This window comes from Sphingobium sp. S6, assembly GCF_905120495.1.
Classification (GTDB): domain Bacteria; phylum Pseudomonadota; class Alphaproteobacteria; order Sphingomonadales; family Sphingomonadaceae; genus Sphingobium; species Sphingobium agri.
Window position 1 is genome coordinate 702000 of sequence record NZ_CAJHOG010000001.1, and the last position, 26339, is coordinate 728338.

The 26339-nt window shown below is 61.3% G+C and carries 28 protein-coding genes, 1 tRNA gene and 1 other RNA gene; 14 read left to right on the forward strand and 16 right to left on the reverse strand.

The genetic code is table 11. The features are described from left to right. Positions 1 to 168 precede the first annotated feature (168 nt). From lon to SPHS8_RS03560, 8 genes are all read right to left on the reverse strand, one after another. Positions 169 to 2565, reverse strand: a complete 2397-nt coding sequence (gene lon / locus SPHS8_RS03525; protein ID WP_201514064.1) for an endopeptidase La — start codon at positions 2563 to 2565, stop codon at positions 169 to 171. A gap of 133 nt (positions 2566 to 2698) precedes the next feature. Then, positions 2699 to 3022 carry a YbaB/EbfC family nucleoid-associated protein gene (locus tag SPHS8_RS03530; RefSeq protein WP_201514855.1) on the reverse strand — a complete coding sequence of 108 codons (324 nt, stop codon included), beginning with the start codon at positions 3020 to 3022 and terminating at the stop codon, positions 2699 to 2701. After that, positions 3019 to 4620 (reverse strand): DNA polymerase III subunit gamma/tau, encoded by a 1602-nt coding sequence (locus SPHS8_RS03535; RefSeq protein ID WP_201514066.1) that lies wholly within the window; start codon positions 4618 to 4620, stop codon positions 3019 to 3021. Before SPHS8_RS03535 ends, SPHS8_RS03530 begins: the two co-directional genes overlap by 4 nt. Before the next feature lie 50 nt (positions 4621 to 4670). After that, positions 4671 to 4768: signal recognition particle sRNA small type (ffs, locus tag SPHS8_RS03540), an RNA gene on the reverse strand. 41 nt (positions 4769 to 4809) lie between these two features. Further along, complete coding sequence (gene blaSGM / locus SPHS8_RS03545; protein WP_201514067.1) at positions 4810 to 5748, reverse strand: SGM family class A beta-lactamase; 939 nt, start codon at positions 5746 to 5748, stop codon at positions 4810 to 4812. 3 nt (positions 5749 to 5751) lie between these two features. Beyond that, positions 5752 to 6087, reverse strand: a complete 336-nt coding sequence (locus SPHS8_RS03550) for a 2Fe-2S iron-sulfur cluster-binding protein (RefSeq protein WP_097091619.1) — start codon at positions 6085 to 6087, stop codon at positions 5752 to 5754. 18 nt (positions 6088 to 6105) lie between these two features. Then, positions 6106 to 7197, reverse strand: coding sequence for a cysteine desulfurase family protein (locus SPHS8_RS03555; RefSeq protein ID WP_201514856.1), 1092 nt, complete (start codon positions 7195 to 7197; stop codon positions 6106 to 6108). Continuing rightward, positions 7194 to 8231, reverse strand: a complete 1038-nt coding sequence (locus SPHS8_RS03560; RefSeq protein ID WP_201514068.1) for a cysteine desulfurase family protein — start codon at positions 8229 to 8231, stop codon at positions 7194 to 7196. Before SPHS8_RS03560 ends, SPHS8_RS03555 begins: the two co-directional genes overlap by 4 nt. A 146-nt stretch (positions 8232 to 8377) precedes the next feature. On the opposite strand from SPHS8_RS03560, the gene SPHS8_RS03565 reads away from it, so the two are divergent. Both SPHS8_RS03565 and SPHS8_RS03570 read left to right on the forward strand, forming a co-directional pair. Continuing rightward, complete coding sequence (locus tag SPHS8_RS03565) at positions 8378 to 9034, forward strand: alpha/beta hydrolase (RefSeq protein WP_037463024.1); 657 nt, start codon at positions 8378 to 8380, stop codon at positions 9032 to 9034. A 138-nt stretch (positions 9035 to 9172) separates the two neighbouring features. Continuing rightward, positions 9173 to 10264: an HPP family protein gene (locus SPHS8_RS03570; RefSeq protein ID WP_201514069.1), complete on the forward strand. Its 1092-nt coding sequence runs from the start codon at positions 9173 to 9175 to the stop codon at positions 10262 to 10264. Here SPHS8_RS03570 and SPHS8_RS03575 read toward each other — a convergent pair whose 3' ends face one another. Further along, positions 10265 to 10462: a hypothetical protein gene (locus SPHS8_RS03575; RefSeq protein ID WP_201514070.1), complete on the reverse strand. Its 198-nt coding sequence runs from the start codon at positions 10460 to 10462 to the stop codon at positions 10265 to 10267. A 103-nt stretch (positions 10463 to 10565) separates the two neighbouring features. On the opposite strand from SPHS8_RS03575, the gene rpiB reads away from it, so the two are divergent. From rpiB to SPHS8_RS03595, 4 genes are all read left to right on the forward strand, one after another. Next, positions 10566 to 11003, forward strand: a complete 438-nt coding sequence (rpiB, locus tag SPHS8_RS03580) for a ribose 5-phosphate isomerase B (RefSeq protein WP_201514071.1) — start codon at positions 10566 to 10568, stop codon at positions 11001 to 11003. A 12-nt stretch (positions 11004 to 11015) separates the two neighbouring features. Then, a complete protein-coding gene (gene glyA / locus SPHS8_RS03585; RefSeq protein ID WP_097091623.1) occupies positions 11016 to 12335 on the forward strand; it encodes a serine hydroxymethyltransferase in 1320 nt (439 codons plus the stop codon). 92 nt (positions 12336 to 12427) lie between these two features. Continuing rightward, the gene (gene nrdR, locus SPHS8_RS03590; protein WP_097091624.1) at positions 12428 to 12889 is read left to right on the forward strand and encodes a transcriptional regulator NrdR; all 462 of its coding nucleotides are present in this window, start codon (positions 12428 to 12430) and stop codon (positions 12887 to 12889) included. A 21-nt stretch (positions 12890 to 12910) separates the two neighbouring features. Beyond that, positions 12911 to 13642, forward strand: a complete 732-nt coding sequence (locus SPHS8_RS03595) for an RNA methyltransferase (protein WP_201514072.1) — start codon at positions 12911 to 12913, stop codon at positions 13640 to 13642. Here the strand turns inward: SPHS8_RS03595 and SPHS8_RS03600 are convergent. Continuing rightward, positions 13639 to 13935: a chorismate mutase gene (locus tag SPHS8_RS03600; RefSeq protein ID WP_201514857.1), complete on the reverse strand. Its 297-nt coding sequence runs from the start codon at positions 13933 to 13935 to the stop codon at positions 13639 to 13641. The genes SPHS8_RS03595 and SPHS8_RS03600 overlap by 4 nt on opposite strands. 177 nt (positions 13936 to 14112) lie before the next feature. On the opposite strand from SPHS8_RS03600, the gene rpsD reads away from it, so the two are divergent. The 6 genes from rpsD (at position 14113) to SPHS8_RS03630 (ending at position 19582) form a co-directional block, all read left to right on the forward strand. Beyond that, positions 14113 to 14727 carry a 30S ribosomal protein S4 gene (gene rpsD, locus SPHS8_RS03605; protein WP_097091626.1) on the forward strand — a complete coding sequence of 205 codons (615 nt, stop codon included), beginning with the start codon at positions 14113 to 14115 and terminating at the stop codon, positions 14725 to 14727. A 130-nt stretch (positions 14728 to 14857) separates the two neighbouring features. Then, complete coding sequence (locus SPHS8_RS03610; RefSeq protein WP_201514074.1) at positions 14858 to 16504, forward strand: M28 family peptidase; 1647 nt, start codon at positions 14858 to 14860, stop codon at positions 16502 to 16504. A gap of 224 nt (positions 16505 to 16728) precedes the next feature. Next, a complete protein-coding gene (locus SPHS8_RS03615; protein ID WP_201530842.1) occupies positions 16729 to 17241 on the forward strand; it encodes a PilZ domain-containing protein in 513 nt (170 codons plus the stop codon). A gap of 82 nt (positions 17242 to 17323) precedes the next feature. After that, a complete protein-coding gene (locus SPHS8_RS03620) occupies positions 17324 to 18313 on the forward strand; it encodes an agmatine deiminase family protein (protein ID WP_201514076.1) in 990 nt (329 codons plus the stop codon). 111 nt (positions 18314 to 18424) lie between these two features. Then, the gene (gene aguB / locus SPHS8_RS03625) at positions 18425 to 19273 is read left to right on the forward strand and encodes an N-carbamoylputrescine amidase (protein WP_201514077.1); all 849 of its coding nucleotides are present in this window, start codon (positions 18425 to 18427) and stop codon (positions 19271 to 19273) included. An 18-nt stretch (positions 19274 to 19291) separates the two neighbouring features. Next, positions 19292 to 19582, forward strand: a complete 291-nt coding sequence (locus tag SPHS8_RS03630; protein WP_201514078.1) for a putative quinol monooxygenase — start codon at positions 19292 to 19294, stop codon at positions 19580 to 19582. Positions 19583 to 19593: 11 nt separating this feature from the next. On the opposite strand, the gene SPHS8_RS03635 is transcribed toward SPHS8_RS03630, so the two are convergent. Beyond that, complete coding sequence (locus tag SPHS8_RS03635) at positions 19594 to 20250, reverse strand: uracil-DNA glycosylase (protein WP_201514079.1); 657 nt, start codon at positions 20248 to 20250, stop codon at positions 19594 to 19596. 23 nt (positions 20251 to 20273) lie between these two features. On the opposite strand from SPHS8_RS03635, the gene folK reads away from it, so the two are divergent. Next, positions 20274 to 20786: a 2-amino-4-hydroxy-6-hydroxymethyldihydropteridine diphosphokinase gene (gene folK, locus SPHS8_RS03640; RefSeq protein WP_201514080.1), complete on the forward strand. Its 513-nt coding sequence runs from the start codon at positions 20274 to 20276 to the stop codon at positions 20784 to 20786. Positions 20787 to 20830: 44 nt separating this feature from the next. Continuing rightward, positions 20831 to 20906, forward strand: a tRNA-Lys gene (locus SPHS8_RS03645). Between the two features lie 65 nt (positions 20907 to 20971). Here SPHS8_RS03645 and npdG read toward each other — a convergent pair. The 5 genes from npdG to gatB all read right to left on the reverse strand — a co-directional run bounded on the left by npdG (position 20972) and on the right by gatB (position 26336). Next, on the reverse strand, positions 20972 to 21637 hold the full coding sequence (gene npdG, locus SPHS8_RS03650) for an NADPH-dependent F420 reductase (protein ID WP_201514081.1): 666 nt from the start codon (positions 21635 to 21637) through the stop codon (positions 20972 to 20974). A 158-nt stretch (positions 21638 to 21795) separates the two neighbouring features. Beyond that, positions 21796 to 22509, reverse strand: a complete 714-nt coding sequence (locus tag SPHS8_RS03655) for a TetR/AcrR family transcriptional regulator (protein ID WP_201514082.1) — start codon at positions 22507 to 22509, stop codon at positions 21796 to 21798. Between the two features lie 103 nt (positions 22510 to 22612). After that, entirely contained in the window at positions 22613 to 23812 is a 1200-nt protein-coding gene (locus tag SPHS8_RS03660) for a serine hydrolase domain-containing protein (protein WP_201514084.1), read from the reverse strand. A 75-nt stretch (positions 23813 to 23887) separates the two neighbouring features. Further along, positions 23888 to 24760, reverse strand: a complete 873-nt coding sequence (locus tag SPHS8_RS03665; protein WP_201514085.1) for a hypothetical protein — start codon at positions 24758 to 24760, stop codon at positions 23888 to 23890. Between the two features lie 73 nt (positions 24761 to 24833). Next, positions 24834 to 26336, reverse strand: coding sequence for an Asp-tRNA(Asn)/Glu-tRNA(Gln) amidotransferase subunit GatB (gatB, locus tag SPHS8_RS03670; protein ID WP_201514087.1), 1503 nt, complete (start codon positions 26334 to 26336; stop codon positions 24834 to 24836). Positions 26337 to 26339: the final 3 nt, after the last annotated feature.

The window sequence follows — 26339 nt, forward strand, 5'->3', positions numbered from 1 at the left end:
CTTCTAACTGTGTGAATACCTAAGGAATCGCGGCATAGGCGGCGCAATAAGGCGCAGCTTTGAACGGCTGTCAAAGGGAAAGCGACGAAGCCGCCACCTCCAATGAGATTTTCAGCCATGGGCTGAAATCTCACTGAACGTAGCGGTTAATCAGTGTCGCACTTGCAATCAGTGACGAAGCGTTGCGTCACCATCCCGCCCGGCGGCCGGACTCGGCTGAGCGGCGAGGTCGTCCTCTTCCGTCCAGGCGATCGCTTCGGGCACGGACACCAGTGCGCGGGCAAGCACCTCGTCGACATGGGATACGGGTACGATCTCCAGCCCTTCCCGGATATTAGCGGGGATCTCTGCCAGATCCTTCTCATTCTCCGCCGGGATCAGCACGGTCTTTATGCCACCACGTAGGGCCGCCAGCAGCTTTTCCTTGAGGCCGCCGATCGGGAGCACCCGGCCACGCAGCGTGACTTCGCCCGTCATCGCCACATCCTTGTGGACTGGGATGCCGGTCAGCGTCGAAACGATGCTGGTCACCATGCCTATGCCCGCCGACGGTCCGTCCTTCGGCACCGCGCCTTCGGGCAAGTGGATATGGATATCTTTGCGCGTGAAGATGCTGGGCTTGATGCCGTAGCCGGGCGAGCGCGCCTTCACATAAGAGAAGGCCGCCTGAACGGATTCGTTCATCACCTCGCCAAGCTTACCCGTCGTGCGGATCGCGCCCTTGCCCGGCACAGTGACCGCTTCGATGGTCAGAAGCTCGCCGCCGACTTCGGTCCAGGCCAAGCCAGTCACGGCGCCGATCTGGTTCTCTTCTTCACCCACGCCATGGCGGAACTTCCGGACGCCAGCATATTCGGCAAGATTTTCAGGCGTGATCGTGACCTTGTCATAGACGCCTTCCAGTATCTTGCGGAGCGCCTTACGGGCCAGCCTTGCCACCTCACGTTCGAGCGTGCGGACGCCCGCTTCGCGCGTATAATGGCGGATCAGGTCGCGGATGGCCGCTTCGGTGACTTCCAGCTCACCTTCCTTGAGGCCATGCGCGTCGATCTGCTTTTGCAGCAGGTGGCGTTGCGCGATCTCGACCTTCTCATCCTCGGTATATCCTTCGAGCCGGATGATCTCCATCCGGTCCAGCAGCGGCTGCGGCAGGTTCAGTGAGTTGGCAGTTGTCACGAACATTACGTCCGACAGATCGACGTCGATCTCCAGATAATGATCCTGGAACTTGCTGTTCTGTTCGGGATCAAGCACCTCCAGCAGCGCCGAGGCCGGATCGCCGCGGAAATCCTGACCCAGCTTGTCGATCTCATCAAGAAGGAATAGCGGGTTCATCGTCCCGGCCTTCTTGAGGTTAGTCACGATCTTGCCGGGCAGCGACCCGATATAGGTACGGCGGTGGCCGCGAATCTCGGCTTCGTCACGGACGCCGCCCAATGATTGGCGCACGAATTCCCGCCCCGTCGCCTTCGCGATCGAGCGGCCAAGCGAAGTCTTGCCGACGCCCGGAGGGCCGACGAGGCAGAGGATCGGCCCCTTAAGCTTGTTGGTACGCGCCTGAACGGCGAGATATTCGATGATCCGGTCCTTGACCTTCTCCAGCGCGAAATGATCCTCATCCAGGATCCCCTGCGCGCGCTTGAGGTCAGTCTTAACCTTGCCCTTCTTGCCCCAAGGCAAGCCGAGCAGGACGTCAAGATAATTGCGCACGACGGTCGCTTCCGCCGACATGGGCTGCATGCCCTTCAGCTTCTTGAACTCGGCGGTAGCCTTTGCCCGGGCTTCCTTGCTCAGCTTCGTCTTGGCGATCTTGTCCGCGAGTTCGGCGAGCTCGTCGCCCTCCTCGCCTTCGCCATTACCTAGCTCCCGCTGGATCGCCTTCAGCTGCTCGTTCAAATAATATTCGCGCTGGGTCTTTTCCATTTGCCGCTTTACGCGGCCCCGGATCTTCTTTTCGACCTGCAGTACGCCAAGCTCGCCCTCCATGAAGGCGAAGACCATCTCGAGGCGCTTGACCGGATCAGCTTCGACCAGCAGAGACTGCTTGTCGGACACCTTAACATTGATGTTGGCTGCGACCGCGTCGGCGAGCCGGCCTGCATCCTCAATCTCGCGCAGCTGCACCGGCGTTTCGGCGGGCAGCTTCTTGTTGAGCTTCGCGTAATTTTCGAACTGCTCCGCGACAGAGCGCATCAGCGCGGAAGCCTCTGGCCCTTCAGCCGCAATCTCATCGATCGGATCGACTTCTGCCACAAGATGGCTGTCCGTGGTGCTGATTGATTGCAATTGCGCGCGGCTTTTCCCTTCAACCAGTACCCGAACGGTGCCGTCAGGCAGTTTCAGGAGCTGGAGCACGACAGCGATCACGCCCGTATCATAAAGCGCGTCCCGATTGGGATCGTCTTCAGCCGGGTCGAGCTGGGAAACGAGAAAGATTTCCTTGTCGCCCTCCATCGCGGATTCAAGAGCGGCGACGCTCTTGTCGCGGCCAACGAAGAGGGGAACGATCATCTGCGGAAACACCACAATGTCGCGCAGCGGAAGAAGAGGATATTGCGTAGTCATTCAATCTCCGGAGGGCCGCTCCATGCTTGGCTCTGCCATGCGGTTCACCGCTTTATGGGGGCAGTCAGGGCCTCATTCAATTGGGGCCGTTCTTTTAACGTATAGCAGGAACGGTCTGCTTCCTGCCCTTGGCTCAGAAGGGCAGCTTGAATCCGGGAGGCAAAGGCAGGCCGCTCGTCATCTTGGACATTTCGCTTGAGCTGGCCTCATCAGCCTTTTTGCGGGCATCATTGAAGGCCGCGGTGACCAAATCTTCCAGCATTTGCTTTTCGCTGGGTGCAAGCAGACTGTCTTCGATCGACACGCCCAGGATCCGGCCTTTGGCCGACGCGCGAACCTTTACCAGGCCGCCCCCGGCAGAACCCTCGACCTCGATCTTGTCCAGATTCTCCTGGGCACGCTGCAACTCTTCTTGCACGCGGCTGGCCATGCCCAATATTTCGTTTAGATCTTTCATCGCTCTGCGCTCCATGGTTCGGTCCGATCGAGATCGGCATCGGGGAAAGCTGCAAGCACGGCTTTCACCACTGGGGTATCGAATATCTCGGCGCGTTCCCGCACCTCCGTCTGCTGCTGCTCCTCCAATAAGGAGGGAGCAGCACTGCCTTCGCTTCGCCTGATCTGCCATGGCGAGCCTGTCGCCTTCTGCAACTCGATGGCGAGAGTCCGGCAGAAATCTCCGTCAGTCCAATCCTGCGTCAGCTGCAATTCCATCTCTGGCGGATCGAAGCGGACGATGCGCACACAATCATGAAGGAAGTCAGCGAGCCGCCCCTTTTTTTGTTCCCAAAGAAGGTCCACGACAGCCTTTACGTCGGTGGGCAGTGATGCGGCGGACGTGGTTGATGGGGTCGCTGCCGCTCCCTGGACCGACGGAACCCCGCCGTCACGCAGGAGCCGGGCGATCTCCCCCGGATCAGGCATGGTCGCGGCGTGCATGACGCGGAGCAAAGCCATTTCGCAGGATTCAATCGGGAATGCGGCGCTCGAGACTTCATCATGACCCTTGAGCAGCAACTGCCACAGACGATGGAGCGGCGCGAAGCCGATTTGCGACGCCCAATCAGCAAGCGCCTCACGTTCCTCCGCTGATTGTCCGGGTGTCGCGAGGTCACGGCCGGCCTTCATCAATGTGACGGCGTGCACCAGTTCAAGGAGGCCGCGAAGAAGAGCAAGAGGCTCGACCCCCAAAGCATATTGCTCACGCACGGCGGAGAGAAGCGCGCCGGTATCTCCCTCCAGCAGAAGCCCGAGCAGGCGACGAACAGCGCCGCGATCCGACAGGCCGAGCATCTCGCGCACCTGAGCGGCGGTGACGAGCGGGGCACCCTCCCCCATCTCGGCATGGGCGATCGCCTGGTCGAGAATCGACAGGCCGTCACGAGCGGAGCCTTCGGCTGCCTGGGCTATGAGCGCCAGGGCATCTTCTTCGGCGGCAACCTGCTCCGCCTCAACCACATGCGCGAAGTGGGCGGCGAGCAGTTCGGCCGGGATGCGGCGGAGATCGAAGCGCTGGCAGCGGGAAAGGACGGTGATCGGAACCTTGTTCACCTCTGTCGTGGCGAACAGGAATTTCACGTGGGCGGGCGGCTCTTCCAGTGTCTTGAGGAGCGCGTTGAACGCGTTCTTCGAGAGCATGTGGACTTCGTCGATGATGTAGATCTTGTAGCGGGCTGACACGGCGGCATAGCGCACCGCCTCGATGATCTCGCGCACATCGTCGACGCCGGTATGGCTTGCCGCGTCCATTTCGACCACGTCGATGTGACGGCCTTCCGCAATCGCCAGACAGGGTTCGCAGACGCCGCAAGGGTCGATAGTCGGGCCGCCCTGCCCATCGGCGCCGACGCAATTCAGCGCCTTGGCAATGAGGCGGGCGGTCGATGTCTTACCGACGCCTCGTACCCCGGTCATGAGGAAGGCATGCGCCAGCCTGCCTCGCCGGATCGCATTACCCAGCGTCTGAACCATGGCATCCTGCCCGATCAGTTCGCGAAAGCTGCGCGGCCGGTATTTGCGCGCGAGCACGCGATAGGGCTGAGGTGAATCGGACATGGTAACAATCTAGCGGCTTGAGGAGCGGCTGTCGAAGCCGGAAGCCGAATAAAGGTGGGAGCCGGAACGACCCGCGGCGAAATCGTTGTGGCTGCTTCCGTCAGGACCTGACCAGGTTGGCGACGACCACGTCCGCCCGACTCCCGGCGCGGCATATGGCGAAAGCCCATCGCGATGGCAAGGGCTGGGTTATTCCAACCCGGTCCGCTGTGCCTTTGATACGAATTCCAGTGCGGCGCGGGCCGTTTCCGCAATGGCCGCATCTGCCGCCTTGCCGTCCACCTTCGGACGATCGAGATAGATGGCGAGCAGATATTCCTCACCGGATGGGGTCTTCACCAACGCCACGTCATTATAGGCTGTGCCGCAACTTCCCGTCTTGCTGCCCGAAGTCCAGCCCTTGGGCAGACCGGCCTTGATCCGCTTGTCGCCAGTCGTGCTGCCGTTCAGCCAGGTTCGAAGACGCTCCGCGCTTTCGGGCTTCATGTCCCGGAAGATCAGACGCGCGATCAAACCAGCCATAGCGGCTGGACTTGTAGTGTCGCGAACGTCACCCTCCATATTCTCGTTGAGCAAGGGCTCTGTACGATCCAGACGCGTGACCGTGTCTCCATGTGCGTGGACGAAGGCGGTGAGGCCTTCCGGCCCGCCGATCATCGGCAGCAGCAGATTCGCCGCGCTGTTGTCGCTGACTTCCACCGCGGCTTTGGCCAGCTCCGCCATGGAGAGGCGACCGCGCTTGCGGTTGGCTTTCACGACTGGCGCGTGATCCAGGATGTCCGCGTCGGTGAAGGCGACTTGTCCCTCCAGCCCAAACCGTCCAGCATCGGCGCCCATCAACACGGCCGCTGCCAGTGGCGCCTTGAACGTCGAACACATGGCGAAGCGTTCATCCCGGTTGAAGCCGAGGAGCAGGGCGCCCTTGCTATCGACCAGCGCTACACCGAGACGCCCCCCGGTCTCCTTTTCGATCTCTCGCGGGTTGCGCACGGACTTCACGACCGATTCGCTGACCGTGTAGCGCGGAGCGGCAGGGAGCAGCGACTGGCGAGCGCCATCCTGTTGCGCGCTGGCTGATCCGGAGAGCGAGATGACCGCCAATATGGCGGCACTGACGCAGCCGCGCATCCGTTACATGCCCTGCATATTGTAGGATTCGCCTGGAATGCGGACAGTCAGCCCATCGAGCTTGTCCTCCAATATGATCTGGCAAGACAGACGGCTGGTCCGCGTGGCGGCGGCTGCGAGATCCAGCATATCTTCTTCCGCTTCGCTTGCAGGGGTCAGCTTGGGAAAGTCTGCCGCCTCCACGATCACATGGCAGGTTGAGCAGGCCATCTGCCCTTCGCAGGTTCCTTCCAGCGGCTGGCCTGCCGCCTGGGCCACTTCCAGCAAAACCGAACCGGCGGCGGCATCAACCTCCCGCCGATCTTCACCGTCCGCGCTGACGAATGTGACCCTGACCATGATTGCGGCTTCCCTTGTCTACGGCGCCGCTTGTACGGCTACCGCCTCGTTCATCATCTTTGCGGCACTCTCCAGCTCGGCCAGCGTCGTGTATCGGCCAAAACCGATCCGCACCGATCCGCGCGCCTCCCGGTCCGACAATCCGATGGCGCGCAAGACATGGCTTGGCCGTCCGGAGCCGCTCGCGCAAGCACTTCCCAATGAAAATGCGACATTGCGGCAGTCCGACAACAGGCGCGCGCCATCGATGCCATCGCGGCGGATGTTGAGGTTGCCGTGATAGCGGGCTTCAGCGCTGCCGTTCAGGGTCCAGTCGTCGAACAGCACGCGCGCTTTATCCCAAAGCGCGTCGATATGAACTCGGTCTTGCGCGGCTCTTTCGCGCATCAGCCCGGCAGCGACGCCAAACCCGGCGCATAGGGCAGGCGACAGCGTACCGGAGCGCAAGCCCGCTTCTTGCCCACCGCCATATATTATGGGGTCCAGCCTGATGCCTTCCCGCAACCAGAGCGCTCCCACGCCCTTGGGCCCGTGGATCTTGTGCGCGCTGATGGCGACCATGTCGCAATTGCCGGGGATGGGAACGCGGCCATAGCCTTGCACGGCATCGCACAGGAAAAGCGCGCCCGCGCGATGGGCAAGATCGGCCAGCTGTTCGACGGGCTGCACCACGCCGATTTCATTGTTCACCAGCATGGCGGCTACCAGGGACACGCCGGGCCTGATGGCGGCCCGCGCGGCATCCAGGTCTACAAGGCCGTCGCTGCCAACCGGTAGCAGCTTGATAGAGCGGCCCTTCGCCCCGAGGGCAGCAACCGTGTCGAGAACCGCAGCATGTTCCGTGGCCAAGGTCACGATCTCCCCAGACGATATGCCGGAGATCGCGATGTTGAGCGCTTCTGTAGCACCCGACGTGAAGATCAGTCTTCCACCTTCGGGCAACAGGCTGACGATCTGCTCGCGGGCGAGTTCCACTTGCGCCGCCGCAGCCCTGCCTAGACGATGAGCGCTGTGCGGATTGGCGAACTGGTCCCGCAGAAGCGGCACCATGGCATCGAAGACCTCGGGTGCCAGAGGCGTAGTCGCCTGATAGTCGAGATAGATGGTCACGCCCGCCTGCTCGCGGTCTTCAGCCACTGCTCCAGGAAGCGATCGATATCGGAGTCGCTTGTGGCCGGGCCGAAGCTAACCCTTATGACTTCACCGGCCGCGCCCTCATCCCAGCCCATGGCATCGAGGACGTGGCTGGTTTTAAGCGATCCGGAAGAGCAAGCGCTGCCCGCCGAGACGGAGATTCCGGCGAGGTCGAACTGGATGAGTTGAGCGCGAGCGGACACGCCGGGCATGCGGTAACTGGCGATCGCCGGACTGCGCCGAGCGGCTCGCGCGACGATTTCGCCGCCTGCTTCTTCGATCGCATGGTCCAGTCGCTGCCGGAGTGAGGCAGCAGCAGGAAGCCAGTTCGGCTGATGCTCCAAAGCCGCCGTCATGGCGAGGACAGCGGGAACGTTCTCCGTACCCGCCCGGTAGCCCTGCTCCTGCCCTCCGCTGGGTTGAAGGAGCGCCAAGTCACGCACTAGCAGCGCGCCTATGCCCGGAGGCCCACCGAATTTATGCGCACTGATGGCCATCATGTCGGCGTTGGGGAGCGGAAGCTTGCCCGCACTTTGCGCGCAGTCGGCGAACAGGATTGCTCCATCGCGGTTTAATTCATCGAGCGGCTGGACGACGCCTGTTTCGTTGTTGACGTGCTGGATGGCAAGGATCGTGTCCTTTCCATGAGATGCCGAAGCCAAAGCAATCAAGCCGTCTGGCTCAACTTTCAGCCGTTCCGCGCCAGATGTGGTGCGTAGAACCGAATCATGTTCTACCGGCGACGTGATGATGTGGGACGCCTTCGACCTCTTCAGGCCTATGGCGATCGCCTCGCTCGCTCCGGAAGTGAACAAAATGTGGCCATTCCAGTCCAGAGCGGCAGCGATACGCGACCTGGCCCCCTCAAGCGCCGCGCGGGCTGCGCGTCCTTCGGCATGGGGGCTGGACGGATTGGCCCATCGCTCCATCGCCTCGGCCATGGCGGCTTTCGCCTGCGGCAACATGGGCGTCGTCGCTGCGTGGTCCAGATAAAGGCGAGCGAGGGCCACGAGGCGATGATACTCATTGATTGCGGAAATGGCGACGACTTCTATATAGGCGGTCTGCCGCGCAACGCCAGCATTGGCTGTCGCGCGCCCGCATCCAACCGCCGGCCTCCTTCATTCGGGTGGCGGCCAGAACCATAACAGGTGCCATGCCCGACGTTATTTTCCCCGGACCCGAAGGCCGTCTCGAAGGCCGTTTCAGCCCCCCGCCGCGCCCGCGCGCACCGGTCGCGATGATCCTGCATCCGCATCCGCAGGGTGGCGGCACGATGAACGACCGCATTACGCAAGCTCTTTACAAGACGTTCGTGAAGCGCGGATTCGCGGTGCTCCGCTTCAATTTCCGTGGCGTCGGCCGAAGCCAGGGGACGTTTGACAATGGGATCGGTGAACTGAGCGACGCCGCCGCAGCGCTTGATTGGGTACAGAGCTTCCACCCCGAAGCGCAGACGACCTGGATCGCCGGCTTCTCCTTCGGCGCATGGATCGGCATGCAGCTGTTGATGCGCCGTCCGGAAATCCGGGGCTTCATCTCAGTCGCTCCGCCCGCGAACATGTATGACTTCTCGTTCCTTGCTCCCTGCCCCGCTTCGGGCATCATCGTGCAGGGAACGGCGGATGAGGTGGTGACGGCAAGCGCCGTGCAAAAGCTGGTCGACAAGCTGCGCACGCAAAAGGGCATCACCATCCATCATGACGAAATCCGTGGCGCAAACCACTTTTTCGAGCATGAGCTGGATCAGCTGATGAAGTCCGTTGACAATTATCTCGACATGCGGCTGGCGCCCGACTCGCCGATCCGCTGAGCCAGCTATGATGTTTGTGAAGGGCCGCGGTTGTAACGCGGCCCTTTGCTGATTCTGGAGACGGTCGACATCGATCGATGTGGCATCAAGAAAATATGTCTTGGCCTGCATCCCGGCCGCGACTAGCGGCGGCGGGCGATGAGTGAAGCGAAGAACAACGACGTTCGTCTGATCTGGAGCCGCTATTACAGCGCCTTCATCCCTGCGCCCGCAGGCCCCGGGTTCTTCGACCGGTTGAAGGCTGCGAGCGGAGCGATCGGGGGGATCGCGATTACAGGCTTGTTGTGCGGCTTGATGCTGGGCAACGGCATCGCCCATCCCTTGCTAGTGGCGCCCATGGGCGCATCGGCGGTGTTGCTGTTTGCAGTTCCGGCCAGCCCTCTTGCCCAGCCATGGTCAGTGTTTGGCGGCAACGTCATATCCGCGCTGGTTGGCATTACGGTGGCAAAGTTGATCCCCGACCCAACCGTCGCCGCCGCTCTCGCAGTCGGTTGCGCCATTGGTGGCATGTCCCTGCTCCGCTGCCTCCATCCCCCGGGCGGCGCCGTGGCGCTCTCGGCCGTATTGGGCGCGGTGAATGGCGCCCCAAGCTATATGTTTGCTGTCGTGCCGGTGGGGCTGAACACCGCCTTGCTCGTGGCGATCGCAATCCTCTTCCACCGTGTCGCGGGTCACAGCTACCCCCATGTTCCGCCCAAGGCTCCGAGCGCACATGGAACCAGTGACCCGGCGCCTTTGCTGAGAACGCCGCCTTCCGAGCAGGATGTCGAGGAAGCATTGCAAGCCTATGGCGATGTGCTCGACGTCGATGCAGCTGACTTGCAGGTCGTTCTGCACGATGCGGAGGTCCGGGCAGCTGAACGCAGCCATGCCTCGCTGACTTGCGGCGAGATCATGTCGCGGGACATTGTTTCGGTTCGTGCTGGGCAGCCCATCGCCGAAGCGGCCGCACTGCTCCAGGAGCGGCGGCTACTGTCCATGCCCGTGCTGGACGACGAGGCGCGCGTTCAAGGCGTGCTTGGTCTGCTTGATCTGGCGCGCGCAGGACAAACCGCTGGCGACATAGCATCCGATCCATTGCTGGTGTCAGAGCAGACGCCCATATCGCAATTGCTCCGTCCGCTGACGAGCGGATTGACGCATGAAGCCATTGTTGTCGGCCATGACGGCGAGCTGCGCGGGATGGTGACCCAAACGGACCTTCTCGCCGCAATGGCGCTCCGCGCCTGATCAGTTGGCCTGACGTTTCAGCATTGGCACGTCAGGCCCCGGAATTGCAGAGATGGCGACATTGGCGAACATCACCAGCCCGGCTATGATCATCAGAATTCCGCGCTTGCGGTCGCCCTTCTTCACCACGGCGTAGATGCCGCCGCCCGTGAGGAGCAATCCCGCGAGCATGAGTATGGATAATATCGTCGCTGCCATGAAGCAGGCCATAAGCGGCCAGCTGGACTGTGGCAATTGGGCGGCTCTGCCCCTAAGAGGCGCGGGAAACGAATCACCCTTTGCGTGACAGGACCAGTTGACCGTGAAAATCGCTCTCGCTTCCGATCATGCCGCCGTTGATCTGAAGGCGGAACTTGCCGATTGGCTGCGCGCTGAGGGTCATGAGGTTGACGACCTGGGCCCCGCGACGGCCGACCGGGTCGACTATCCCGACTTCGGCTACAAGCTCGCCAATGCTGTTGCATCCGGCGCGGCAGAGCGGGGTATTGCGCTGTGTGGCTCCGGCATCGGCATTTCGATCGCGGTGAATCGTAATCCTGCCTGCCGCTGCGCGCTGGTGTCCGAACCGCTGTCCGCTGCCTTGTCGCGTGAACATAATGACGCGAACGTCCTTGCATTGGGCGCTCGCCTGACCGGCGTCGATATGGCCAAAGCCTGCGTCACGGCCTTTCTTTCCACCGAATTCGGCGGTGGCCGCCATAGTGGCCGTGTCGAAAAACTCTCCCAGCCCGCGCTTTAAGGAGCCAGCCCTATGAGCACCGCCCCCCTCGCCCAGCCCGACCTGTCCGACATCCGTGCGGAAGGCTATTTCACGCGCAGCCTGGCCGATGCCGATCCAGCGGTTTTTGCTGGCGTCACCAGCGAACTGAAGCGCGAGCAGAACCAGATCGAGCTGATCGCTTCGGAAAACATCGTTTCGAAGGCGGTGCTGGAAGCGCAGGGTTCGGTCTTCACCAACAAGTACGCCGAAGGCTATCCGGGCAAGCGCTATTATCAAGGCTGCGCGCCGTCCGACGAAGTCGAGCAGCTGGCAATCGATCGTGCAAAGCAGATCTTCAACTGCGGCTTCGTCAATGTGCAACCCCATTCGGGCGCGCAGGCGAACGGCGCGGTGATGCTGGCGCTGACCAAGCCGGGTGACACGATCATGGGCCTGTCGCTCGACGCCGGCGGTCACCTGACCCATGGAGCGAAGCCCGCGCTGTCGGGCAAATGGTATAACGCCGTGCAGTACGGCGTGCGCGAAGACACGCACCTCATCGATTATGACGCGCTCGAAGCGCAGGCGATCGAGGCCAAGCCGACACTGATCATCGCAGGCGGATCGGCCTATCCGCGTCACCTGGACTTCGCGCGCTTTCGTGCGATTGCTGACAAGGTCGGCGCGCTGCTGATGGTCGACATGGCGCACTTTGCGGGCCTCGTCGCCGGTGGCGCGCACCCGACGCCCTTCGGTTTCGCCGACGTCGTAACCACCACCACGCACAAGACCCTGCGTGGTCCGCGCGGCGGCATGATCCTGACCAATGACGAAGCCATTGCGAAGAAGATCAACTCGGCGGTTTTCCCAGGCCTGCAGGGTGGGCCGCTGATGCATGTCATCGCGGCGAAGGCGGTCGCTTTCGGCGAAGCGCTGCGCCCCGAGTTCAAGACCTATGCGCAGGCGATCGTCACAAATGCGAAGGCGCTCGCTGCCAAGCTGGAACAGCGCGGGCTCGCCGTCATTTCGGGCGGCACCGACACGCACCTCGCGCTCATTGACCTGCGCCCCTATGGCATTTCGGGCAAGGATGCCGATGAGGCGCTGGAGCGCAGCTTCATCACCTGCAACAAGAATGGCGTGCCGGGCGACCCCCTGCCGCCGACCAAGACCAGCGGCATTCGCGTGGGTTCGCCAGCGGGCACGACGCGCGGCTTTGGCGTTGCCGAGTTCGAGGCGATCGGCGACATGATCGCCGATGTTCTGGAAGGGCTGCGCGACCATGGCGAGCATGGCGACGCGGCGGTGGAAGCCAATGTGCGGGATCGCGTCTCGGCGCTCTGCGCACGCTTCCCGATCTACGAAGGCTGATAGCTTCCGTCGCTATCAGGGGTGGTCGAGGCGCAGCGGCTGTGCCATCTCGTGTCTCGACTCATCCGGAAACGAACGGAGCTTATTGCTGAATGCGTTGCCCCTTCTGTGCTCATGACGACAGTCAGGTAAAGGACAGCCGCCCCACCGAAGATGGCGCAGCCATTCGCCGCAGACGACAGTGCGAAACTTGTGGAGCCCGTTTCACCACGTTCGAACGCATCCAGTTGCGCGACATCTGGGTGGTGAAGAGCGAAGGCCGCAAGGAAGCGTTCGATCGCGACAAGCTGGCGCGGTCGATCGATATCGCTTGCCGCAAACGGCAAATCGATCCGAGCAGGCTGGAAAAACTGATCTCCGGTATTCAGCGGCAGCTGGAAACCAGCGGGGAAGGCGAAGTCCCCGCGCGCGCGATTGGCGAGATGGTGATGGAAGGCCTCAAGCGGCTCGACAGCGTTGCCTATATCCGCTTCGCCAGCGTGTATAAGGATTTCACCGACGCGCGGGATTTCGAAGATTTTGCGGGGTCGGTGAAGGAGGTTGGCAGTGAGTGAGGACCGTCTAGGGCAACCGGAATGAATGCTGCTCCTCCCTCCACACGCCCGATCATAGTCCTTGTCCGTCCGCAGCTAGGCGAGAATATCGGCAAGGCCGCGCGGGCCATGCTCAATTTCGGGCTGACCGACATGCGTCTGGTCAGCCCCCGCGATGGCTGGCCCAATCCGGATGCTGGCCCCTCGGCTGCGGGCGCGGATGTCGTGCTCGACAAGGCGGAAGTGTTTGAGACGCTTGCCGATGCGGTGGCTGATTGCGCGCATGTCTATGCAACAACTGTGCGCAAGCGCGGCGTGACCAAGCCGGTCGTCACGCCGGAAGAAGCAGCGCGCGAAGTGCATCAGGCGAGCGGACGATGCGCCTTCGTCTTTGGGCCGGAGCGGTCTGGCCTGGAAACGGAGGATGTTGCGCTTGCTCGCAAGATCCTGACGGTGCCCATTAATCCCGAATTCGGGTCGCTGAACCTTGCCCAGGCAGTGATATTATGCGCCTATGAATGGTCGAAGCAGGCCGCGCTGGAGCAGCCGACTGTGACCGATCTGGGCGAACCTGCTCCGCAGGTAGAGCTTGAAGGCATGATCGGGCAGTTCGAAACCTTGCTGGAGAATGCGGGCTATTTCTTCCCGCCAGATCGCGCTCCTGCGACCAAGCGTACTCTTCGCAATCTGTTGACCAAGCCGGGCTGGAACCATCTGGAGGTACGGACGCTGCGTGGCGTGCTGTCGGCACTGGCCAACCCGCGCGCGCGTTAGGCCTTGATGCGGTCGAATTCTTCCATTTCGTACGCGATCGACGCTTCGACCAAGTGATCCCAAAAATTGGCGATCATCTCGCCGGGCAGGCCCAGCTGTTCTGCCTCCTCCCTGGCGTTGGCGATAACCTCGGCCTTGCGCGCTTCGTCACGGACGGCCCCTCGATCCTGTTTGATGCGGGCGGCGGCGCGCATGTGGGCGAAGCGTTGGGCAAGCAGTGCGACGATCTGGCGGTCGAGATTGTCGACGCCCGCGCGAACCTGCTCCATGGTCGAATAGCTTTCCGGGTTCATGGCGCTACCGATTAGGCCGCCGTCCCGCCCCTGTCGAGGGTTGACATGATCCCGCCCCTTCTCCATAGGCGCGCCTTCGCGATTGGCCCTGCATCCCGGTGAAGCAGTGGCCCTGCCCCTTCATGGCAAGCAGGCGAGGACCGGGAATAACGTTGTTAGCAGTTGTAAGGAATTATCATGTCGAAGCGTTCCAGCGCGAAGTATAAACTCGACCGCCGCATGGGCGAGAACATCTGGGGCCGGCCGAAGAGCCCGGTCAACAAGCGCGAATATGGTCCCGGCCAGCACGGTCAGCGCCGCAAGGGCAAGATGTCCGATTATGGCATCCAGCTCAAGGCGAAGCAGAAGCTGAAGGGCTATTATGGCGACATCACGGAAAAGCAGTTCAAGAAGAACTATACCGAAGCCGCACGGATGAAGGGTGACACCGGCCAGAACCTGATCGGTCTGCTGGAACGTCGCCTGGACGCAGTGGTTTATCGCGCAAAGTTCACGCCCACCATCTGGTCGGCCCGTCAGCTGGTGTCGCACGGTCACGTTTATGTGAACGGCGTCAAGTGCAACATCGCGAGCCGTCTGGTGAAGCCGGGCGACGAAATCACCCTGGGCAAGAAGGCGCAGGAAATGGCGCTGGTTCTGGAAGCGCAGAGCCTGCCCGAGCGCGACATCCCTGACTATGTGTCGCCCGATGGCGCTGCCAAGGTCACCTATGTCCGCGTTCCGACGCTGGACGAAGTGCCCTATCCGGTGAAGATGGAACCCAATCTGGTTGTCGAATTCTATTCGCGCTGATCAGTCTACGAGCTTTTCGTACGGAAAGGCGGTCCTTCGGGGCCGCCTTTTTTGTTTGTCCAACAAGCCTTGCCGGACTGAGGGGGTACTGGCAGAACCACGGCATTCCTTATCCTTCAAGGCTATTGCCATGCGCCTGCTTCCCTCGACTTTGCTGATCGCTCTCCTCACCAGCAGTGCTGCGATGGCAGCACCTTCCGGCATCAGCCCGTCGATCGAAACCATGAAGGAGGTGGTGAAAGAAATTTCCTCGGACGCTTATGAAGGGCGCGCGCCCGGGACGGTGGGTGAGGAGAAGACGCTCTCCTATCTGGTGCAGCGCTTTGCGGCGTTGGGACTGAAGCCCGGCAATAAAGGCAGCTGGTTCCAGGACGTCCCCCTGGTAGAGATCGCCGCCAAGGATGTTTCGCCTTTGCGCTTCACGGGCGGCAAGGTGCCGGTATCCGCCGAATATGGCTCCCAGATGGTGATCGCGACCTACCGCACCGCTCAGCCACATATCGAGGTGAAGGATAGTCCGGTTGTCTTCGTGGGCTATGGGATCAACGCGCCCGAGAAGAAGTGGAATGATTATGCCGGCGTGGACGTGCGCGGCAAGACGGTCATCATCCTGGTCAATGATCCCGATTACCAGACCCCTGGCCTGAGCGGCCCATTCAACGGGCGCGCCATGACCTATTATGGCCGCTGGACTTACAAGTTCGAAGAAGCCGCGCGCCAGGGTGCGGCGGCGGCGATCATCGTCCATGACACGGTGCCCGCCGCCTATGGCTGGAACGTGGTTCAGTCGAGCTGGACCGGCGCACAGCATGTGGCCGACAATGGGGATGGCAATGCGAAGCAATCGGCCGCCATCGGATGGATGCAGAAAGACACGGCTGCGGCGCTGCTGGCAAGCGCGGGCCTTAACCTGAATAGCCTGAGCGCGGCGGCGAAGAAGCGCGGGTTCAAGGCGGTGCCGCTGAAAGGCGTCAAGGCGAATGTCTCGTTCGACAACATCGTCCGCAAACATCAGTCGAAGAATGTCGTCGCGTTGCTGCCCGGCAAAACGAGGCCGGACGAATATGTGCTTTACGCGGCGCACTGGGACCATCTGGGCCGCTGCGAAGCCGCGCCGGATGGAGACGATATCTGCAACGGCGCGATCGACAATGCCACTGGCACGGCGGCCCTGGTCGCGCTGGCGGAAGCCAATGTGAAAGCGGGCCCGGCGGCACGCAGCCAGGTGTTCCTTGCGGTAACAGCAGAAGAGTCCGGGCTTTTGGGATCAGCCTATTATGGCAATCATCCGGTCTTCCCGCTTGGCCAAACCGTTGGCGGCGTCAACATGGACGCCTTGGGCATGGCAGGGCGGGCGAAGAACGTCGTCGTGATCGGCAAGGGCAAGTCGCAGCTGGACGCATATCTGGATCGCGCCTTGGCCGCGCAGAAGCGCGTTGCGAGCCTGGAGCCCACGCCGGAAAAAGGCTTTTATTACCGATCAGACCATTTCAGCTTCGCGAAACATGGCGTGCCCATGCTCTATTTCGAAGGCGGGCAGGATCTGGTGAGGGGCGGCCCCGCGGCCGGGGCGGCAGCCGCGAGGGAATATGAAGAACATCGATACCATGGCCCGAAGGACGAATATGATCCCAAATGGGATTGGAGCGGCGTGAAGGACGACCTGAAGCTCTATTATGACGTCGGCAGAGCGCTGGCCGACACGACCGCCTGGCCGAACTGGACGCCCGGTGATGAATTCCGCGCGATCCGCGACAAGAGCCGGGCGGGCCGGTAGAAACCCTTCGTACCTGTTGCGCAGAAGCATGCCATGAGGACCGTCATGGCATGCTCGACGCCGTCCCATCATTGGACAGGCGTCCGTTAAGTTAATCATTTCCCTTACGGAAACTTGGCCTCTATCCCTGACCTGCCGACGATTCGGCAACGTAACGATAATAAGATTGGGGATGGGTCGTGGAAGTTAACAAGGCTGTTACAATCTTGCATGTTGGCAAGTTGGTGACGGCGCGGAGAGAATGCCTCTGCGTCGTCCATTCTCTGTCGCCGCGTGAGGCACTGGTGCGGACCAGTGTGCCAATGACGGCGGGCGAGAGCGTCACCCTTGGCCTGCGCAACGGATTTTCCGTTCCGGCGGTCGTGGGCATGAATATAGGTGAACATGTTTCGCTGCTGTTCGAAGAGCATATCGCCATTTCGACCATAATCGCGGAACAGAGGAACGGCCGTAGCGAACGCGAAGCTGTCCGGCTGAACATCTTCACCCCTGTCACGGTTGCTACGGGAACCGGCATGCAGGCATGCATGATGCAGGACATATCCCTGTTCGGCGTAAAGCTATTGGACGAGTCCGGCGAACTGCGCGAAAATATGCAGGTCCAATTGATCATCGAAGGTCTGGGCAAGCGGGACGCCACGGTGCGCTGGCGTGAGGACGCTTATGCCGGATTGAGTTTCGAAGTGGCGCTGGGATTCAAGTTGCTCGACGAGTGGACGGCGCAGATAACGACCTGAGGGTGCGGCGAATTGGCGCTGTAACGCAAGCCGCAATGCTGTAGAGCGCGGCAAGCAACGCCGTACCAGCAGGAGAAAGCCGATGACATTCCAGATGCCTGCCGAATGGGCGCCGCATGAATGGACCTGGATCGGCTTTCCCACCTTTCCCGAAGAGTGGCCTGGCGCGTTCGACGCGGCACGCGAGCAGGTCGCCGCCTTTGCCAAGGCGCTCCGCGCGGAGGGGAAAGGTGAAGAGGTCCGGCTGGTCTGCGCCAATGATGGTGATGCGGAGATAGCGCGCTCGCTCGCTGGCCCGGACGTGACCATCGTCACGCAGAAGCTGGGTGACGTCTGGCTGCGGGATACCGCCCCGATCGCGGTCATGCGTGGGCATGAACGCGCCTTGGTGGATTTCGGGTTCAATGGCTGGGGCGGTAAATATCAGATGCCGGGCGATGAGGATATCGGGGCGCGATTGGCCGCGACGACGGGATTGCCGACCTCCTCGCAACATTGGATTTTCGAAGGCGGCGCGATCGATACCGATGGCACCGGATTATTCGTCACGACCGAGCAATGCCTGCTCAATCCCAACCGCAATCCGGATCTTGATCGTGGCAAGATCGAAACGCTGCTGGCTGGGTCATTGGGTCTGTCCGAAATGCTGTGGCTGGGCGATGGTCTGCTCAACGACCATACGGACGGCCATGTGGATAATCTTGCGCGCTTTGTTGCGCCAGGCCTGCTGGCGCTGCCGGAAGCAAGCACGGATGATGACCCCAATGCGGCCATCTATGCAGACGCGCGCGCAAGGGCCAAGGCGTTCGGCCTGGAAGTGGCTTCAATCCCCTCCCCCGGCCGTGTACTGGTGGATGGCGAGGTGATCCCTGCAAGCTACATGAACTTCTACATCGGCAACGCTGCGGTCATCGTGCCCATCTATGGCCAGCCCAATGACCAGGCGGCGCTCGATGCGCTCAAGCCCTTTTTCCCGGGGCGCGAGATAATAGGTCTCCGGAGCGATGCGATATTGTCGGGCGGCGGCAGTTTCCATTGTTGCAGCCAGCAAATGCCCTTGCCGGGACAATAAAATCGAAGGGAGCTTCCTTGACCGGTGCGGAGGTTGCACTCCGCCAATCCTGCTCTATCTCCCAACCTCATACCGCCCGGTTGGGCATTCGCCTCTAGGACTTTCGAGGATATGACCAAAGTCACCGTTGCCGCGCTTCAGCTCGCCTTTTCAGACGATGTGGACGACAATGTCGCCATGGTGGCCGACCATGTGGTGAAGGCGGCGGCTCGAGGCGCCAAGATCGTCCTGCCGCCCGAACTGTTCGAAGGTCACTATTTCTGCAGGGTCGAGGACGAGGCTCTGTTCGCCAACGCCAGGACGATCGACGAACATCCCGCCGTTTCCGAGATGCGCAAGGTGGCGAAGGCGGAGCGCGTCTACATTCCCACCAGTTTTTTCGAGAGGGATGGCCAGCATCATTACAATTCCCTCGCCATGATCGATGATGAGGGAGAGATCATGGGCCTGTATCGCAAGAGCCATATTCCGGATGGGCCGGGATATGAGGAAAAATATTATTTCCGTCCCGGCAATAGCGGGTTCAAGGTCTGGGAGACGCGTTACGGCACGATCGGCGTGGGCATCTGCTGGGACCAATGGTATCCGGAGGCAGCCCGGGTAATGGCACTGATGGGAGCGGAACTGCTCTTCTATCCTACCGCGATCGGATCGGAACCCTATGACGCGGATCTCGATACGAGCCGCATGTGGCGCCGCGCTATGATCGGCCATGCGGTGAGCAATTGCATGCCGGTGATCGCCGCCAACCGGATCGGCGAGGAAGACGGCCAGAAATTCTATGGCCACAGCTTCATCAGCGATGAATGGGGCGATTTCGCAGCCGAGGCCGATGCGCGCGACAATGGCGCGCTGGTGGCCACGCTTGACCTGGCGCAGGCGCGGAAGCATCGCGCGGGCATGGGCTTCTTCCGGGACCGGCGGCCGGAATTATACGGCCGGATCGCGCAGGATATCTAAGCTAGGGAGAATGATGCCATGACGGTCGCGCGCCATTATCTGATGCATGCCAGAGAAGGATCGGAGGCAGCATTGGAGAGCGCCCTTCGCGCACTGGCAGCAGCGGTCCAGCCGCTGCCCGGATGTGAGGGCGTCGAGATGCTTCGCGACCTTGGCAATGAGCGCCGCTTTGTCTTCATCGAGCGCTGGGCTGATGTCGATGCGCACAAGGCCGCTGGTCCGATGCTGGACAAGCGGCTGTTCGAACCGATGATGGCGGCGCTGGATGGGCCGCCGGAGGGGGCATATCTCGACTATCTGATAGGCTGAGGTCTGCGGCGTCAGGTTGAAAGTAACGCGATAGCCTTTTCGAAGACCGCTTCGAACATCTCGCTTGTCAGGCGGCCAGTCATGACGTTTCTCTTGGAACAATGATAGCTGTCGATGACTATCTTGCCGCTCGGCATGCGGTGTTCCGCCATGTGAGCAAAGCGCGCCTTGGGAAGTTTGCCGCCCAGCACTTTCACGACGGACTGATGTGCGACCTCACCCAGCGCGATGAATATCCGCGCATTGGGTGAGGCGTCGGCAGCCGACTTCAAGAATAGGCGGCAGTTATGTGCCTCTTGCGGCAGGGGTTTGTTCTGCGGCGGAAGGCATTTTACGGCATTGAGGATGATGACGTCGCGCAGCGTCAGCTGATCATCGGGCCGGGCCTCATAAGACCCTTCGGCAAGACCCGTTTTCAGCAATATGTTGAAAAGAAGGTCGCCCGCAAAATCGCCGGTAAATGCCCGCCCGGTTCTGTTAGCCCCCTGCTTGCCCGGCGCCAGTCCCACCACTGCGATGCGGCCAAGCGGATCGCCAAATGCAGGGACAGGCGCATTCCACCAGTCGGGATGCTCGGCCCGGCATTCCTGACGCAAGGCGGCCAGGCGGGGGCAGAGCGGACAATCCAGCGGCGCTTCCGCATCGGCTATGGGGCTTTGCAGCGTCATGTGCAGCGGTTAGGCGCAGTCACATGGTCAAGACAAGCACTCTTCATCGCTATGCGCTTGCGCTCGGTTCGAACCGGCCATTGTCGGCAAAGCGGACACCAAGAGCGATCGTGCAGGAGGCGGCCGGCAGATTGGGCGAGATCGGCCGAATTGTGGCGACGGGACCGATATTGACGACCGAGCCGATCGGCCCCTCCTTACGGGAATATGCGAACAGCGCGCTGCTGATCGAAAGCAGGCTGACCCCGCCAGAAATGTTGCGGGCACTCAAGGCGATCGAAGCTGACCTGGGCAGGCGGAGGCACCGCCGCTGGGGCGCCCGCACCATCGATATCGACATCATCCTCTGGTCAGGGGGACGCTGGTCGAACAGGTGGCTTCACATTCCGCACCGGGCTTTCCGCACGCGCGATTTCGTATTGTCGCCGCTCATGGCCATCGCGCCGCAATGGTCCGATCCGCTTTCGGGCCTTTCCATCCGGCATCTTCATGCACGCTTGCGAAAAGCTGCGCCTTTGCCGCGTCCTAGAGGTTGACCAGCCGCATCACCGCCTCTAGTGCGTGCGGACCTCGTGACGGAGGGCCCTTAGCTCAGTCGGTAGAGCAACTGACTTTTAATCAGTAGGTCGCTGGTTCGAATCCAGCAGGGCTCACCACCTTCCACCGGCAGCTGAATGCTACATGGTCGGTGGAAAGCAGTGAACCGCGCATATCCGCTGTTTCAGACGCCCGTGATGCGTATGCCCGAGCCCGGCACCTTATATTTGCGATTGAGTGCGATGAGGACGGAGGTAAGCCCCTCCGCGACCACCGAATTGCAGAGCGGGCCAGCGTTCCAGGCGCGCAGGCCGATTTCCTGCGCCAATGCCACCACCTGATCGGCAGCGTCCGTGTCGTCGGCGCAAACCAGGACGTCGCATTCGACATCTTCGTCCAGCTTGGTCAGGTGATGGGCACTGATATTCTGGAAGGCAGATACGACGCGAACGCCCTCGCCCAGCATCTTCTGCACCGCTTCCACAGCTGATCCACCATTGGGAAGCTGGACCCGGCTGACCTTTGGCGGCACGAGTGGCACGGTCACGTCGATCAGGATCTTGCCTTCAAGCGCGCCAGCGACTTCTTGCACGGTGGACTGCTGCGCGGCGTAGGGTACGGCGAGGACGATGATCTCACCCTGTGCAGCGGCTTCGGCGTTGGCTGCGCCTGTCACGCTGTTGCCCCCGAGCAGTTCGTTCATTTGCGCGGCGGCTTCCCTGGCACGTTCGGCTGTACGGCTGCCGATAACGACCTTGTGTCCCTTATGCGCCCAGCGGAGCGCGAGCCCGCCACCTTCCTTGCCCGTTCCGCCTAGGACGGCGATCGTCGCCGGTTGCTCATTCTGCATCAGCTATACTCTCCTGTTCATAACGATGCGGGGGTGCATCTTGTGATCTTCGCCGGCGCTCGCCTGCGGTCGGTTTGGAGTTGCCGTAGCGTGGAGAAGGTGCAGAGAAAAGCCTGGTTAGGGCTAGGCGCGCTGCGAACGGCAGGTCGGTCAAGCGCTTACGCCGCCATAGCCTTGTCCGCATGAGGCACGGGTATCGCCTGAGCGCCGCGCTCGGCAATCGCCTTGAGCAACGCCTCAACTTCCTTGCGCGCATTGCCTTTCAGGGCACCGGCGACGCAGCCCAGATAGCTGCTGACGAGCCGGACCGTCACCTCATCATCGGCGATGCGGGCTTGGGCCCATTCGTTGATCGTCGCGAACTCGAACCGCACCAGATCATCGACCAGCTGATCCACATCGACCCATGGCTGGAGCTGCTTTTTCGCGGCGAGAAGCTCGATCCACCGGCGATTATGGTGGACGGCAGGCGCATGGATGGCGCTCCATATGTCCGGATCGACGTCGGAGCTGAAATAGAGCGACATGACGGCCTTGACGTAATTCCGCAGTTTACGGTTACGCTGAAGGATGGAGATCATGCGCTCGATATTATGTTCCATCGTGCCGGGCGGGCTGATGTAGGAGAGCTTGCTGACATATTCGTCAAAATATTCCTGGATCGCCGCCGCGATCATCCGTTCGCGGGTCTGAAAAGCATTGTAGAGGGTCCGTTTGGCGACCCCGGCGCGGTGGCCGATCTCATTCATGCTGAAGGCCGTGATGCCCTGCTCAGCGATCAGCTTTCGCGTCTCCGCCAAGATCCGCTTGCGTCGTTCGATGATGGCTGGGCTCGAATAAATTTGTGGCCGGTCGCCTACATCATTCAACATCGGCTCTCCTTGCCGCTCAACAGCTTGTCGGTTCTGCACCTTAGCCGCAATGCATGCGAGTGCAAATTTCAAACTGGGACTAAAGTTGATTTTGAGATTTGTATCAGCCGAAAGGAGTGACGATCGTCCCCCGCACTGCGTCACGCAACTGTCGGCGGATCGGATAGACGTTGGAAGGCAAATGCTGCGTCATGAGCAATCCGATGATCTTCTCGCGCGGATCGATGAAGAAGAAGGTCGAGAACACCCCGCCCCAGAAATATTCTCCGGTGGTGAGATCAGTGGCGAAGCCAAGCCCGAAACCTATCCCCGCATAGTCCGCCTCGCTGAACATGGAAGAAGAGTGGTGAGCGAGATCGCCTGCGCCCGGAAGATGATTGGCGTGCATGGCAGCGACCGTCTCAGCCTTTAGCAAGCGGACTCCGTCCAACTCACCACCGCGCAAAAGCATGCGTGCAAACCGGTGATAATCATGCGCGGTCGAGATCAGACCTCCGCCGCCGGATCGGAACCTCAGATTTCGCCGCCATCCGCTTCGAGCGCCTCTATCATAGAGCGACAACCGCTCATCTGGTCCCAACTGCCAGGCGTCGGTCATCCGACCCACCTTGTCTTCGGGCAATTCGAAGAATGTGTCGCTCATCCCCAGCGGTCGGAAGATGTGCCGATCGAAGAAACTGGCCAGGTCGAGACTGCTCAACCTTTCGACGATCACGCCCAAGACGTCCGTTGCCACCGAATAATTCCAGCGTTCACCCGGAGAAAATTCCAGTGGCAGCTGCGAGAGGGCGGCGACGAAGTCTGCGGAACTCCGCTTCTGCTGAAATTCGTCCAGGCCAAGCCGGCGATATTCCGCATCGATCGCCGTCTGCCGTTGGAGGCCATAGGTAAGCCCCGAGGTATGACGCAGCAGATCGATCATGCGCATCGGCTGTTTCAGCGCCTGCCGATCCAAGCCGACGGAGAGATTTTCAAATTCGGGGAGGATATCGGTTACCGGATCGTCCAGCGCGACCAATCCCTGCTCCACCAACATCATGAAGGCGACCGAAGTGACAGGCTTCGTCATCGATGCGATGCGGAACAGCGAGTCGGGCTGGAGGGGTTCTCCACCGGCGCGGGCGATGCCGCTGATGTGGGACAGCAAAACCCGTTCTTCACGCGACACAAGCAGGCGCAAGTGCGGCAGCTTGCCCGTGGTCACATATTGAAGGTGCAGCGAGTTGGCGAGCTGTTCCAATCGGCTGGGGTCCATGCCCGCCGCTTTTGCTGCCGCCGCGTCAATCTGCGTCGTCGCCTGCATTCCGCCTCCAATGTCCTGCCCCCTCCTGCCGCTAAAGCAGCTACAGGCCCAGGACAATGGCGGGAACCCTGTTCGTCAGGGATGGATGGCGAAGTCGAAAATGCGCGCAGAGCCCGTGCCGTTACCCCACATGCCAGGGCCAGCACCCGCGCTGACCGAATAGATGAAGCCATATTCGCCCGTGGGAAGATCGGCCGACGGCGTTACCTTGAACACGCCCGGCGTCACTTGTTCATAGTCGAACGGGATGCGGTCCTTGTCCATCACCCCTGCCTTTGCTCCGGCCAGGTTCATGCTGCCAACACGTGTCTCGCGCCGATCCTTCTTCACATCGAAGCGGATGAGGCTGAATTCATTGGGAGAGGTGATGGCGCTGGCAGGGCCCGATAGCCATAGTGACGCGCCACCGGCCTGAGACAGACCGCGGGTCGCCTCATCGAAATAGAAATAGAAGGTCGGCCGCGCTCGGCCCGTGCGGACCCGCGCCGTAATGTTCGGAATGACTGCCTTGATGCTGAGAGAAGCGATACCGCCGGTGAAGGCGTAGCCCAATATACCGCCGGTCTTGCTCTGATTCGAGGTGGTCGGATCGATCCGCACCAAGCGGGCATCATTCGCCAGGTAAACGCCGGACGGATGCGGCACCAGGGGATCGGGTGAGTCCGCCGAGAATGCCGCCTTGGAAGATACCGCGCCTTGCGAGCCTGCGTCGATCATCGCCGCGATGACCGGACCGGACACGCCACGCTTTTTCAATGTGATCAGATCGTCCGTAGATAAGGCGTAATGGGCAGCCGATGCCTTGATCTTCGCGATCACGGCATCATCACCCAACCCCGCCTGGACAAGGGACACGACCATGTCATTGGTCAATGTTTCCGCCCGAACGGCCGACGGCGCGCCAGCGGCGAGCAGCACCAATCCCGCGAGGAAGCCGCCAGTCTTCATATGTCACCCCCTGTGGAGGGAAAGCGCCCCCGCTTTCACCTACCAGCAAGAGGTTTAGACAGCGGGCACCGCTTTAGGCAAGCGCCTTGCGGACCAGTTCATTGACGACCTGAGGATTTGCCTTGCCCTGCATGGCCTTCATCGTCTGGCCGACGAAGAAGCCGAACAGCGCTTCCTTGCCCGCCCTGTACTGCTCGACCTTGTCACCATTATCAGCCAGCACCTTGGCGACCGCTGCTTCGATCGCGCCGGTGTCGCTGGTCTGCTTCAGGCCCTTTTCCTCGACGATCCGGGGCGCACGCTCGCCGGTTTCGAGCATGATTTCGAACACCTGCTTGGCGATTGTTCCGCTGATCGTACCGTCGGCGACGAGGGCGAGCAGCTCCGCGCCCTCTTCCGGGCCGACGGGGCTATCTTCGAGGCTCTTGCCCAGACGATTGAGCGCACCATAAAGCTCCGACAGCAGCCAGTTGGCGGAAGCCTTGGCGACTTCGCCCTCGCTCTTCTTCTGGATGCGCGCGCCTTCGGCCAGCAGTGCTTCGAACCAGCGCGCCGTGTCGGCGTCAGCGGTCAGGGTTGCGGCATTATAGGCGGAAAGGCCCAGTTGCTCCTCATAGCGGCGGCGCTTCGCGTCGGGCAGTTCGGGTAGCGACTGGCGGCATTCCTCCAGGAAGGCGTCGTCCAGCTCCAGCGGCAGCAAGTCGGGGTCCGGGAAATAGCGATAGTCATGCGCGTCTTCCTTCGACCGCATGGACCGCGTTTCATTCTTGTCCGGATCGTAGAGGCGCGTTTCCTGCACCACCTTGCCACCGGCCTCCAGCACATCGACCTGACGATTGGCCTCATGCTCAACCACCGCCATGACAAAGCGGACCGAGTTCACATTCTTCGTCTCGGTACGGGTGCCGAATTCATGCCCCGGCTTGCGTACGGAGACATTGACGTCCGCACGCATCGAACCCTGATCCATATTGCCATCACAGGACCCGACATAGCGCAGGATCGTCCGCAGCTTCGACAGATAGGCTCCAGCCTCGGCAGGCGAGCGCATGTCGGGTTTCGACACGATCTCCATCAGCGCCACGCCTGAGCGGTTGAGGTCGACATAGGAGCGGGTCGGATGCTGATCATGCATCAACTTGCCCGCATCCTGCTCGACATGGATGCGTTCGATGCCGATCGTCTTCGTGCTGCTGTCGGGGTTCTTCTCGTCCAGCGTGATCTCGATCTGCCCCTCACCTACCAGCGGGTGATAAAGCTGGCTGATCTGATAGCCCTGCGGCAAGTCGGCGTAGAAATAGTTCTTGCGGTCGAAGCGCGACCATTTGTTGATTTTCGCGTCAATGGCCATGCCGGTGCGTACCGCCTGACGGATACACTCCCGATTGGGTACGGGAAGCATGCCCGGCATCGCCGCGTCGACCAGGCTTACCTGCGTATTCGGTTCCGCACCGAAAGCGGTCGCCGCGCCGGAAAAGAGCTTCGCCTGGCTCGTCACCTGCGCATGGACTTCGAGGCCGATCACGACCTCCCACTCGCCGGTTGCGCCCTGAATGCGATAGGTTGATTCAGTCATTTT